This window comes from Kitasatospora sp. NPDC101235, from assembly GCF_044767505.1.
Classification (GTDB): Bacteria; Actinomycetota; Actinomycetes; order Streptomycetales; family Streptomycetaceae; genus Kitasatospora.
Window position 1 is genome coordinate 92675 of sequence record NZ_JBIWNZ010000021.1, and the last position, 12932, is coordinate 105606.

Consider the following 12932-nt stretch of genomic DNA (forward strand, 5'->3'; position numbering starts at 1 on the left):
GCTTGTCCCCATCTCCGCTCATCGCATGACGGCACTTCCCCCGGCGGTCCGCCCCGGGCCGGCAGCCCGACCGGATCCCGACTCGATGGTCCGGCCGACCGTCGGCCCAGTTGTCGCGCCACTGCCACGCCCGCTAGGTCAGGAGCACCTGCATGCCCGCTGAGACGCCGAATGCCGGCCCGGTTGCCGCTCCCCCATGGCAGCACTCGGATGCCGCGCCGCTGACCGGTAGTTGGTGGGCGCGCGGGCTGTGGCTGGGGGAGCGGCTGGCGGCCGCCGGGGCGCCGCCCGAACTCGCGGACGGTACGCCGGCGGAGGGTAGTCCCGGCTGGCGGGCGGCTCGCCGCCTGGCGCGTTGGCGATCGGCGTTCCCGGACCACGCCGACGACACCGCTGCCGCGCAGGCGCAGGCGTTCGGCACCGACCCGGAGTTGCTGCACCGGCTGCTCGCCGAGCCTCCGGACAGCCTTGCGGCGCGAGCGACCAAGCCCGCCTGGGCGGTGTTCGTGGAGGAGGTCATGGCCCGCGCCGCACAGCCCGTCGGCGCCGCTGCCGACGGACGTCACCGGCCCCACGCCCACCTGCACGCCCGCCACGACGATACCGAGGGGGGCTGGTTCCAGGGCTTCGCAGCTGTCGTCGAGCCGTTCCTCGCCGAGGCGCGCCAGTTGTTACGCAGCTCGCCCGCCCTGGCCGACCCTGCCGTCCGCACCGTTCTCGACATCGAAACGGTCGTCCGTTCACTGACCGGCGTGCTGCGCGGCCAGCTGGTCCAACTGCTCGGGCGGGCACTGGTGCTGGAGCTCCATGTGGCCCGGCTGTCGGAGCAGCTGTCCGGCGCGACGGCCGAGGAGCGGTTCCGTTCGTTCGTGGCCCTGCAGTGTGAACCGGGCCGACTCGCAGCACTGCTCGACGAGTACGCCGTGCTGGCCCGGCTGGTCGCCAGCGCCACCGTCAACACCGCCCAGGCGTATGCCGAGTTCGTCGCCCGTTTCGTCGAGGACCGCCCGTTGCTGGTGGACAGGATGTTCGGCGGGGCCGACCCGGGGGTGCTCACCGAGGTGCGGACGGGCGGTGGTGACTCCCACGAGGCGAGCCGCTCGGTCGGCCTGCTGCGCTTCGCCTCCGGTGTCCGACTGGTGTACAAGCCAAGGCCGTTGGCCATCCATGAGCACTTCAACGAGGTGGTGGGCTGGTTCAATGCGGCGCTGCCTGGGCTCGGCCTGCGCACGATCGGCGTGCTGGACCGGGGAGGGCACGGCTGGACCGAGTTCGTCGAGCCGGCCGCCTGCGCGGACCAGGCGGCGGCCGAGCGGTTCTACCACCGCCAGGGGGCGCTGCTTGCGCTGCTGTACGCGCTGGCCGCGACCGACTTCCACTTCGAGAACGTGATCGCGGTCGGCGACCAGCCGGTTGCCGTGGACCTGGAGTCCGTCCTCCACGCCGACGTGCTGCGGCTGACCGGTAGCCCGCTGGTCGACGGCGATCCCGCGCAGCGGATGCTCGGGCAGTCGGTGCAGCGGGTCGGCCTGCTGCCGCTCCTGCTGGTGGGTGAGGGCGGCGTGGCGCTGGACGTGGGCGGGATGGGTGCCGACAAGGGGGCGGTGCTGCCGTTCAAGTCGGTGGCCTGGGAGGGGCGAGGCACGGACGAGATGCGCCTGGCCCGGGTGCGGCAGACCTTCGCCGGAAGTCAGAACCGGCCCACCCTGGACGGGCGCGACCTCGACCCGGCGAGCCACCTGGACGCGCTGCGGGCCGGGTTCCGGGCCGGCTACCGGGCGATCGCGGACGGCCGGGAGGAACTGCTCGCGGCGGGGGGTCCGCTGGACAGGTTCGCGGACGACACCGCCCGGACCATCGTCCGCGCCACCCGCACCTATGCGCAGTTACTGAGTGAGAGCACCCATCCGGACGCCACCCGGGACGCGCTCGACCGCGACCGGCTGCTCGGGCTGCTCTTCGCGCAGTCCGTGGACAACCCGGCCCACTGGCCACTGCTCCGGGAGGAGGCCGAGGACCTGTGGGCCGGGGACGTGCCGTTGTTCCGCTCGACGGTCGGCTCGCGGGACCTGCGGACGCACCGGGGCACCGTGCTGCCGGCGGTGCTGCCGGAATCCGGCCTGGAGCGGGCCCGGCGGATCGTGAGCGGGCTGGGCGAGCGTGACCTCGCCACCCAGGACTGGATCATCACGGCGGCCTTCGCCGCCCGGGCGGTGGAGCAGTGGCCTAGTGGCGCCCCCGGTGCCTCTTCCGCCACCGGACGGCCGTCGGTCGGCTCGGGGGCGGCCGGCGGTGACGGTTCCGTCGCCGATCGGGCCCTGCGGCAGGCGCGACTGGTCGCCGACCGGCTGGCCGACAGCGCCTGGCGTGACGGCGAGCGAGTCGGCTGGCTGGGGCTCGATCTGGCGCGGGACCAGTGGCGGGTGGTCGGGCTGCGTGACGACCTCTACAACGGCTACCCCGGTATCGCGCTGTTCTTCGCGCAGCTGGCTCGGGTGACCGGCGACGACACGTACGCGACCTGGGCCCGGCGGGTCCTCGTGCCCTTCCCCGCGCACCTGGCGCGGCGGCATGGCTCGGGGCGCACCTGGGGCGCGTTCAACGGCCTGGCCGGCCTGGCCTACGCACTGGACTGCGCTGCCGAACTGCTGGGGGAACGCGCGATCGCGGCACCGGTGCCGGAGCTGCTCGCGGCCGCCGGCCGGGCTGCCGGTGCGGACGAGCAGCTCGACGTGATCGGTGGCGCCGCCGGGGGCCTGGCGGTGGCCGAGGCTCTGGTGAGCCGGTACGGAAGCGTCGCCGAGCACCTCGCCGCCTCGTGCGCGGCCGTACTGCTCCGGCAGGCCGAGACCCAGCCGGACGGCCTGCCGGGCGCGGTAGCCTGGCGCACCCCGATGGCTGCCGGGCGGCCGCTGCTGGGGATGTCGCACGGCGCCGGCGGGATCGGCTGGGCGCTGCTGCGGCACGCCGCGCGGACCGGGGCCGCTGCGGCGCTGTGCACGGGCCGGAGCGCGCTCGCGTACGAGAACGCCGGCTTCGACGACAGCATCGGCAACTGGCCGGACCTCCGGGAGCAGGTGCCACGCCCGTGGCAGCCGGCCCGGGACTCGCGGGCGGTCCGCCACATGCATGCCTGGTGCCATGGTGCGCCCGGGATCGGACTGCTGCGGGCCGGCCTGCCCGCCGAGCTGCGTACGCCCGAGGACGACCATGCGCTTCGCCGTGCCGTGAGGTCCGCGGCCGCTGCGGGAGGGGTCGGCAACGACAGCCTGTGCCACGGTGACCTCGGCAATCTGGAGCTGTTCGCGGCGGCAGCCGGTGCCGGGATCACGGAGGCCGGCGCGGCCCACCGGCGGGCCGGCGCGGCGATCGTGGGCAGGATCGAGGAGCGCGGCCCGGTCTGCGGCACTCCGGGCGGGATCGCCACGCCGGGGCTGATGGCCGGGCTGGCCGGGATCGGGCACGGGTTGCTGCGGATCGCGGCCCCCGAGCTGGTCGCGCCGGTCCTGCTGCTCGCGCCGCAGGGGGCCGGGCGATGACCGTCCCCGAGGTGGCCGTTCCACCGCCAACTGCCGGGCGGGCACCCGTAGCGCCGAGCCCGCGCCGCCGTCCGCGCGGCTACCGGGTCCCGCCCCGGCTGCAGTTCACCCGCACCGAGTGCGCCGCTGCCTGCCTGGCGATGGTGCTCAGCCACCACGGCCGGGACACCTCGGTGGCACAGTGCCGTCCGATGCTCGGCACCGGGCGGGACGGCGCCTCGGTGGCGGCGCTGATGGCGGCGGCCGGGCGCTGTGGCTTGACGGCGGAGGTCGAGCACGGACCCTCGGCGCTCGCCCGGCCGCTGGACGGTCCGGCGATCGCCTACCTGACGAAGCAACACTTCGTGGTGGTCGAGCGGGTGGACGAGCACCGCGTGCGGTTCGTCGATCCGGCCGGCGGTCGGCGGCAGGTGACCCGGGCCGACTTCGACGAGGTCTTCGGCGACCTGGTGCTGCACCTGCGTCCGACCGAGGGTTTCGAGCAGCGACGGACCGCGCTCCGGGAGCGGCCGATGGTGCGGTACCTGCGCGAGTTCGTCGCGGCTCCCGGCGGTCGGGCGCTGCTCGGGCTCACCGTGCTGATCGCCGCGCTGCTCCAAGTGCTGGGCCTGGCCGTTCCGTTGATCACGCGATCGGTGGTGGACTCGGTGCTGCCGGGGCGCCGCACGGACCTGCTCGGGGTGTTCGGCGCGGGTGCGCTGGGGGTCAGCCTGCTCACCGGGACGTTGACCGCGCTGCGCGCCCTGGCACTGCTGGTACTGCGCCGGCGCGGGGACATGGCACTGACCCGGAACTTCGTCGCCCATCTGTTCCGGTTACCGTTGGACTTCTTCCTGGAGCGCGGCCGCGGCGACCTGCTGATGCGGCTGTCCAGCGTCTCCAGCACACGTGAGACGCTCACCCAGCAGCTGATGACGCTTGCGCTGGACGGCGCCCTGATGGTCGGCTACCTGGTCGCGGTAGTGGCACTGCAGCCGCTCTACCTGCTCGCCGTCACGCCGCTGTGCCTGGTGCAGCTGCTGCTCGTGGTCCGCACCCACAGCCGGCTGCGCAACCTCGCCCAACTCGAGCTCGTCACCAGGTCCGACGAGCAGAGCTACCTGGTGGAGGCGCTGGAGGCGATCGTCCCGCTCAAGGCGAACGGGTTCGAGCAGCGCGCGGTGGAGCACTGGGAGCAGCTGTTCACCCGCTACCAGAGCGCGACGGTGCGGCGCGGACGGGCGGCTGCCTGGTTCGGCGGGGCGCAGCGCGGCTTGCTGGCACTCGGGCCGCTGCTGCTGCTCGGCGCCGGTGCGGGCATGGTGATGAGCGGCCGGATGACACTCGGCACGATGCTGGCCGCGAACAGCCTGGCGCTGTCCGTGCTGGCACCGTTGGAGACCTTCGGCGTCGGCGGGCAGCTCTTCCTCGCGGTGAACGCGCAGGTGGAACGGCTCTTCGACGTCGCTGACACACCGACGGAGACCGGTGGTACGGTCCGGCTCTCCGCCGCCCGTCCGACCGCGGTCACGGTCACCGACCTGGCCTTCCGGTACCAGCGGAGCGGCCCGCCGGTGCTGAGCGGCATCGATCTGGACCTGCCTGCCGGGGGGAAGCTCGCCCTGGTGGGGCGGACCGGCTCGGGCAAGAGCACGCTGGCGCTGCTACTGCTCGGTCTGCTACGCGCCTCCGAGGGTTCGGTGCACCACGACGGGGTGCCCATCGAGCAACTGGACCTCGCCGACCTGCGCTCGCACTGCGGCGCCGTGCTGCAGGAGTTGAGCCTGTTCAGTGGCAGCATCAGGGAGAACCTGACGCTCGGCCGGCCGGATGCGACGGACGACGAGGTGGCCCGCGCGGCGCGGATCGCCGGTCTGCACGAGGACGTGATGGCTCTGCCGCGGCGCTACGGGACACCGGTCGGCGAGTCGGGCTCGGCCCTGTCGGCGGGCCAGCGGCAGCGGGTGGCGCTGGCCCGGGCGCTGGTGCACCGGCCGAGGCTGCTGCTCCTGGACGAGGCGACCAGCCATCTCGATCCGCAGACCGAGCGTGAGGTGGACCGCGCCCTGGGCGAGTTGGCGGTCACCCGGATCGTGGTGTCGCACCGGCTGAACGCCGTGCGCAGCGCGGACCAGATCCTGGTCCTGGAGCGGGGCCGGATCGTCCAGCGCGGCCGGCACCAGGAGCTGATCGGAACGGAGGGCGTCTACCGCCGACTGTTCGGACCGGCCGAGGCTGCCGCCCTGCCCGCCGAGGCGACTGTGCCCGCCGACGCCGCCCTGCCCGCCCCGCGTCCCTGACGCCGAGGGCCGGCCCCTGCGGAGGCGCATCACCGCCCCGCCCCTGAACCCGGTCCGGCCGCCCCGGCCGGCCGCTATCCGAAGGGACACGCAGATGAGCGACCACGAGATCGTCCGCGCCTGGAAGGACCCGGAGGCGGACCGCTCCGCCACCGGATACCCGCTCGGCGACCCGGATCTGACCGCGATCTTCGGCGGCGAGCAGGAAATCACCGGCCTGGAGGACGCCGGCTGCGGCACCCTCGCGAGCTACTGCGTCGGCTGCGGGAGCAACTCCTTCGTCGGCCTCTGCTGACTCAGGATCAGGTGTCCCCGGCCGCCGTGGCCGGGGGCACCTGTCCGTGCGGGCCATGGACCGCCCGTGCATCAGGCGGCTGCCGTCTTGTGGCGAACCTCGTGCTCTGTTGATCTGCTCGTTCTCCCCGGCGCAAGCTAACTGGCTAGCGTTCAGTCGCCAACTCCGTCAATATCCTTGGGTTCAGTCGTCGCCGGGAACGAGACGCTGCGCAACGGCCTGCCCGGCGGTCTGTATTCCCTGCTCACCCACGCCGACCAGTACGACCGGTTGTCCCGACGGCCTGATCTGCTCCCTTCGGCGGTGGAGGAGTTGCTTCGGTTCTGGCCGCCGGTGCTGGAGTTCCGGCGCACCGCCACTCGGGACGTGGTGTTGGCCGGGAGACCGATCCGCCGTGGAGACAAGGTGGTCGTCTATCACGCCTCCGCCAACCGGGATGAATCGGTCTTCCCCGACCCGGACCGCCTGGACATCACCCGCACGCCGAACGACCACGTCAGCTTCGGGTTCGGCCCGCACTTCTGCGTGGGAGCGCGGCTCGCGAGGATACAGATGTCGGCCTTGATCCGCCGGATCGTCGCCGACCTGCCCGGACTGGAACTCGCTTCGGACGCGCCACCGAAGCGACTGGTCTCCAACTTCCAGAACGGGTTGAAGGACCTGAGCATCCGCTGGCGGTAGGCACGTGCCGTCGCCGGCCGCTGTTCGGCGGCCGTCCGGCCCGGCGTTGGATCACCCTCGCGGAGGGGGCGGGTTTCGACCGGGCTCGACGGGGTGGGCGGCGGTGGGTTCGGCGCGCCGGATGGCGATGACGGCGGCGTCGTCGTCGAGGCGGTGGCCGACGTGAGCGAGGAGGTCGCGGCGGATGTGGTTGACGAGTGCCTCGGGGGAGCACTTGGTCCAGTGGGCGGCGCGATCGGCGAGCGGGTAGAACTCGCCGGTGTCGTCGCGTGCCTCGGTGACCCCGTCGGTGTACAGGAGCAGGGTGTCGCCTCTTTCGAACGGGAAGTTGTCGCTCGGGTACTTGCCGTCACCGAGGTCGTTCACGCCGAGGGGTGGAGCGGCCGGCACGGAGTCGACGGGCAGTGCGCGGCCGTCGCGCAGCAGGAGGGGCGGCGGGTGTCCGCAGTTGGTCATGTGGGCGACGGGCTCGTCGTCGGGCAGGTCGACGAGAACCGCGGTGATGAAGTGCTCGACGATGTCGCCGCTCTCCTGGGCGAAGTCGGTGAGGTAGCGCCCCACGTTGTGGTCGAGCGTGGCCGCCAGGTCCGCCAGGGTGTCGTGCTGTGCGGCGATGAGGCGGAAGGCGCCGACCAGCAGGGCCGACTCGCCGACGGCGGCCAGGCCCTTGCCCCGGACGTCTCCGATGACCATGCGGGTTCCGCCCGCCGTGCGGGTGGCGGTGTAGAGGTCGCCGCCGATCTGTGCCTCCTTCTCGGCGGCGAGGTACATCGTGGCGATCCGGAGCGGCCCGATCTGTTCGGGCAGCGGGCGCAGCAGGGCGCGCTGGGCGGCTTCGGCGACCGACTGGGCGCGGGCGAGCTGTCCGGCCCAGTGTTCGCGGACGGCGGTGAAGATGACGATCAGGACACACAGGACGGTCAGCGCGACGACCTGCGCGATGTGGTTGCTGGTGGTGAAGCCGCCGTGGAGGAAGGCGATGAGGACCTGAGCGGCGACGGCCAGGGCTCCGACGAGGGCGGTCGGGCGGAGGCCGGCGATCGAGGGGGTGAGGGCAGGGGCGATCACCAGGAGCGGGCCGAGGTGGATGGTGGTGGGGGAGTGGAGATCGACCACGGTGATCACCGAGATGAGGGCGAACGGAATCAGCAGCAGCGCCCAGCTCCGTTGTCCGCGCTGCTGGTGGCGGGCCGCGCGTGCTCGGACTTCCATGTCCCCACTGTGCTCCTGGGCGTCGGCGAGCGCAGATGTGCTGCCCGATGCGTGGTGACTGGCTCACCAGCCGTAGCCGCTCCGGGTCGCTTGAGCTGCGGGAATTTCACCGGCATGCAGTACGTGCCGCATTTTCACCTGGCTGGACTCATGGTGTCACACCTCGGACATGTCCGAAATGACAGTCATAAGGGCCGTCGTTACGTTCGTCGCAGGTCGGTCACCCGGCCGACATCCGTGAGGCAGAGAGACAGAGAGACAGTGACATGCGCACGCGCACATTGGTTGTGGCCGCTGCGGGAGTAGGCGCGGCGGCCCTGGCAACCACCGGTATCACCTACACCCTGACCGCCGGATCCGCCTCGGCGCCCCCGTCTGTCCAGCGGGCGGCCCAGCCCGTCCAGCAAGCCGCCCCGGCGCCCCCGGCCGTCCAGCCGGCGCCCCCGGCCGTCCAGCCGGCGGCCCAGCCCGTCCAGCAGGCCGCCCCGGCCGAGGCTGTCGAGGGCGGCGGCAGCGAGGACGGGGAGAAGCACGAGGGCCACGACGGCCATGAGGAAGGCGGACGCGGCCACGACCATGAGGAAGGCGGGCGCGGCCACGGCCATGAGGAAGTGGGAAGGATCTACTTCAACGAACGTACGTACTCCGCTTCCACCGAGGGATGCGTCACCGCGGCCAGCGGACTGGGCTCCAGCAGCTTCAGTATTTTCAATGACAGCCGGAAGTTCGTCGCGGTCTTCCGCGGCTTTTCCTGTGACAACGGCGCTCCGGTCGCCACCGTGGGCCCCCACGGCGCCACCAATGGCGTCGTGACCCGTACCGGCCACTGGGGCGTGTTCGGTGGCGACGCCGCCGTGGGCAGCTTTCTGGTGATGGGCGACCTCGACGAGTGGTGACAGCGCCGCCCGGAGCGCGGCTGGCTCCCGGCCCTGCCGAGACGACCGCGAGCGCTCAGAAGACCGCGAGCGGATTGACCGGGGAGCCGGTGCCGCGGGGGATGTTCAGGGGCGCGGCGACGAAGAGGAACTCCCATCGTGAGGTGCGCGCGCACGCCTCGGCCAGTGGTTCCAGGTCCAGGTTGTCGATCAGCGGCAGGCCCAGGGCGGTGATGGCGAGCACGTGGACCGGCGAGTGGACGCCGTCGACGGGGCTCGGGCGTACGTCGCTGTCGCCGTCGCTGCCCAGTGCCGAGGCCTGTGACTCGCTCGGCACGCGCATCGCGCCGGGATGCAGTCCGGCGCTGAGGTCGTCCGGGTCCCACGCGCCCAGCCGCCGCCGTCGGGCGAGGCGGCCCGTGCGGACCAGGAGGATGTCCTGGGGGCGGAGCGGGCTGCCCTGTTCCTCGGCGCAGGCCGACAACTCCGGGCCGCCGATCGGCTCTCCCGGCTCCAGCCAGGCACGGCCACGCAGGCGCGGCACGTCCAGCAGGACTCCTCGCCCCACCAGCCCGGGCAGCAGGTCGGTCACCGCGCCGTAGGCGGCACCTTGCGAGGAGAACACCTCCCGCGCACGCACTCCCGCGAAGAGCAGTCCGCCGTACGCGATGTGGCAGAGCGCGTCCAGGTGCGTCTGCGCCTTGCCGTGGTAGTCGGAGGCGATGAAGTCCCGGTGCACGGTCGGCTCGGGGGCCGTGACGTCCGCCAGTTCGGTCATCTGGTGCAGTGCCGGCCTGCGGTTGTCGGGCCCCGGCACGCTGTCCCAGGGCCGCCCCATGGCGACGACCTCACCCGTGCGTACGAGTCCGGCGGCCGCCACCCGCCACCTCCCTTCGACCGGCCCGGGGAGACGGTCGCGGCGCAGCTGCCGGAAAAGCACGTCGAACTCGTCGCGGGTCATCGCCGGCCCGTTGGCACTGGTCATGGCACTCCTCAACCCGTCCCCCGCTCTGCCGATGATGCGGTGATGGCCGCACTGCCGCCACCGTGCTCGGGGAGTGTGCGCGATCCGGTGACAAGCACCGCAAAACGGGCAAAGTCCTAATATTGCATCGAAGGGTGCAGGTCTGCGGAAATGTGAGCGCTGTGGGCGGTCATGACGGCTTCGGATGAGGCAGGGATCGGCCCCGTGCGGGCCCGCGAGCGGTTCATGCTCGGTGAACCGGTCGAGGGCGGCGTGCGGAACCTGATCCTGGACTCGTGGCAGCGCTGCCAGTCGTTGGGGATCTCCCCGGACGGGTCCGAGCTCCCGTACCGGCCGGACATCGATCTGGACGGCCGGCTGGTCCGCGCGGCCCGGCCCGTGCTGGACCGGCTGGCATCCAGGTTCGCCGGCAGCCGGATGAACGTGGCCCTGGCCGACGCGGACGGGGCGGTGTTGGAGCGCCGTTTCGGCGAAGCGTCCATGGTCAGGCAGCTGCCCGCGATCCAGAGCGTCCCGGGCTTCGTGTTCGCCGAGCAGTACGGCGGGACCAACGGCATCGGACTGGCGCTCACGGAACGGCGGCTCATCCAGGTCTCCGGCGCCGAGCACTTCTCCGAGCGCGGCCAGTCGAACGCCTGTACGGCGATTCCCGTCCGCGACCCCCTGAGCGGACGGATCGAGGGTGTCCTCTGCTTCGCCTATCCGCCCGCCTACGCGGACCCGCAGATGGAGGACCTGATCCGCAAGGCCGCCACCGCCATCGAGCGGCGCCTGCTGGCGCAGAGCTCGGCGCGAGAGCGCACCCTGCTGCGCGCGTACCTCGACTCCAGGCGTCGCGCCCAGAGCGACCAGGCGGCCGGGGAAGGGCGCCTGGTCGGTCTGGACGAGCTGCCCCGAAGCGGACTGGACCGGCACGACCGGATACTGCTCGAACAGATGGCCACCGAGCTGATCTCCTCGGCCCGCCGCACCGCGGTCGAGGTGACCCTCTCCCAGGGGCGGCGGGCCACCCTGCTGAGCCGTCCGGTGGTCAGCCCGTCCGGGGTGGAGGGCTACGTCATCGAGGCGGTCCTGTACGGCGACTCGCTGCCCCGGCTCGTCACCCCCGACCAGGCCGGTCGGCCGGTCGGCCTCCCGGCGCCCGCCACGACCACCGCCGTCCCACCGCTCTCCGTGGCGGCGACGGATCAAGGGGCCGGGGCGCCGTCCGCCCCCACGCGCGGCGCAGCCACCAGGCTGCTGCTGCTGGGCGAGCCGGGCGTGGGACAGTACGCCGTCGCGGCCCGCCGCCGCCTGGAGCTGCTGTCCGAGGCCAGCACCCGCATCGGCACCACCCTGAACGTGACCCGCACCGCCCGGGAACTCGCCGAGATGGCCGTTCCGCGGCTGGCCGACTACGTCACCATCGACCTGCCCGAGAGCGTCCTGCGCGGTGAGGAGCCCACCGATCCCGGCAGCGAGCTGCACCGCACGGTGGTCCACGGCATCGGCGCCGCCCGCCCCTTCTACCAGGTCGGCGACCGGGTCGACCTCAGCCCCACCACGCCCCACCGCCGCTGCCTGGCCGGCGGGCAGGCGGTGCTGGAACCCGACCTGAGCCAGGCCGCCGGCTGGATCTCGCAGGACCCCGAGGCGGCCGAGCGCCTCTTCGAGCACCACATCCACTCCCTCATCGCCGTCCCGCTGCTGGCCCGCGGCGTCGTGCTGGGCATCGCCGCCTTCTACCGCGCCCGGAACCCCGCCCGCTACGGGGACGACGACCGCTCGCTGGCCCAGGAGCTGGCCACCCGCGCCGCCATCTGCATCGACAACGCCCGCCGCTACACCCGCGAACACGCCATGGTCCTGGCCCTGCAGCGCAGCCTGCTCCCGCGCAGCCTGCCCGAGCAGAGCGCCATCGAGGTCGCCCACCGCTATCTGCCCGCCGAGTCCGGGGTGCGCGGGGACTGGTTCGACGTCATCCCCCTCTCCGGTGCCCGGGTCGCCCTGGTCGTCGGCGATGTGGTCGGCCACGGGCTGCACGCCGCCGCCACCATGGGCCGCCTGCGCACCGCCGTGCACAACTTCGCCGAACTGGACCTCGCCCCCGACGAGCTGCTCACCCACCTGGACAACCTCGTGGGGCGCCTGGACCGGGACGAGGACGGCGCGGAGCCCGCCGCCGGCAATGACGGCATCGTCGGCGCGTCCTGCCTGTACGCCGTCTACGACCCGACCTCGCAGCGCTGCACGCTGGCCCGCGCCGGTCACCCGCCACCCGCCGTGGTCCACCCGGACGGCACCGTCACCCTCCCCGACCTCCCCGCCGGGCCCCCGCTCGGCCTGGGCGGCCTGCCGTTCGAAACCGCCGAGCTGCACCTGCCCGAAGGCAGCCAGCTGGTCCTCTACTCCGACGGACTCCTCGAAGACCACCGCCGCGACCCCGACGCGGCCCTCGACCGTCTGCGCACCGCCCTGGCCCGCCCGAACCGCTCACCCGAGGACACCTGTCGCACGGTCATGGAGGCCGTGGTGCCCGAGCACCCGGCCGACGACGTCACGCTGCTCGTCGCCCGCACCCACGCCCTCGACCCCGGCCGGATCGCCACCTGGGACCTGCCCGCCGACCCGGCCCGCGTCGCCGACATCCGCGCCGCCGCCGCCCGCCGCCTGGGCGACTGGGGGCTGGACGAGGTCGCCTTCGTCACCGAACTGCTGCTCAGCGAGCTGGTCACCAACGCCATCCGGTACGGCACCGAGCCCATCCGGATCCGTCTGATCCACGACCGCGCCCTGATCTGCGAGGTCTCCGACGGCAGCAGCACCGCCCCCCACCTGCGCCACGCGGCCACCACCGACGAGGGCGGCCGCGGCCTGTTCCTCGTCGCCCAGCTCACCCAGGCCTGGGGCACCCGCTACACGGCCAGGGGCAAGGTCATCTGGGCCGAATGCGCCCTGGAGGCGTCCGACGGCATCCCTGACCTCTTCGAGAGCCACTTCTTCGAGAACCAGTTCGCCGACATTCCCGAGATCGAATGACCAGCCCTCCCGGCATCAACGGCCGCCGTGGCGTGTCACCACCACGGC

General features: G+C 72.9%; 8 protein-coding genes. 6 read left to right on the forward strand and 2 right to left on the reverse strand.

Annotated features, from left to right (window positions below):
* Window positions 1-152 precede the first annotated feature (152 nt).
* From ACIRRH_RS29700 to ACIRRH_RS29715, 4 genes are all read left to right on the forward strand, one after another.
* A complete protein-coding gene (locus ACIRRH_RS29700; protein ID WP_403073517.1) occupies window positions 153-3539 on the forward strand; it encodes a type 2 lanthipeptide synthetase LanM family protein in 3387 nt (1128 codons plus the stop codon).
* Window positions 3536-5818 (forward strand): peptidase domain-containing ABC transporter, encoded by a 2283-nt coding sequence (locus ACIRRH_RS29705; protein ID WP_403073519.1) that lies wholly within the window; start codon window positions 3536-3538, stop codon window positions 5816-5818. Before ACIRRH_RS29700 ends, ACIRRH_RS29705 begins: the two co-directional genes overlap by 4 nt.
* Window positions 5819-5912: 94 nt before the next feature.
* Window positions 5913-6113: a hypothetical protein gene (locus tag ACIRRH_RS29710; RefSeq protein WP_403073521.1), complete on the forward strand. Its 201-nt coding sequence runs from the start codon at window positions 5913-5915 to the stop codon at window positions 6111-6113.
* Window positions 6114-6290: 177 nt separating this feature from the next.
* Window positions 6291-6794, forward strand: a complete 504-nt coding sequence (locus ACIRRH_RS29715; protein WP_403073523.1) for a cytochrome P450 — start codon at window positions 6291-6293, stop codon at window positions 6792-6794.
* Between the two features lie 51 nt (window positions 6795-6845).
* On the opposite strand, the gene ACIRRH_RS29720 is transcribed toward ACIRRH_RS29715, so the two are convergent.
* On the reverse strand, window positions 6846-8006 hold the full coding sequence (locus ACIRRH_RS29720) for a PP2C family protein-serine/threonine phosphatase (RefSeq protein WP_403073525.1): 1161 nt from the start codon (window positions 8004-8006) through the stop codon (window positions 6846-6848).
* A gap of 266 nt (window positions 8007-8272) precedes the next feature.
* Between ACIRRH_RS29720 and ACIRRH_RS29725 the strand changes: the two genes are divergently transcribed.
* Window positions 8273-8902, forward strand: coding sequence for a hypothetical protein (locus ACIRRH_RS29725; RefSeq protein ID WP_403073527.1), 630 nt, complete (start codon window positions 8273-8275; stop codon window positions 8900-8902).
* Window positions 8903-8957: 55 nt separating this feature from the next.
* Here the strand turns inward: ACIRRH_RS29725 and ACIRRH_RS29730 are convergent, their stop codons facing one another.
* Window positions 8958-9866 (reverse strand): cyclase family protein, encoded by a 909-nt coding sequence (locus ACIRRH_RS29730; protein WP_403073529.1) that lies wholly within the window; start codon window positions 9864-9866, stop codon window positions 8958-8960.
* 171 nt (window positions 9867-10037) lie between these two features.
* On the opposite strand from ACIRRH_RS29730, the gene ACIRRH_RS29735 reads away from it, so the two are divergent.
* A complete protein-coding gene (locus ACIRRH_RS29735; protein ID WP_403073531.1) occupies window positions 10038-12884 on the forward strand; it encodes a SpoIIE family protein phosphatase in 2847 nt (948 codons plus the stop codon).
* The last annotated feature ends 48 nt before the right edge of the window (window positions 12885-12932 follow it).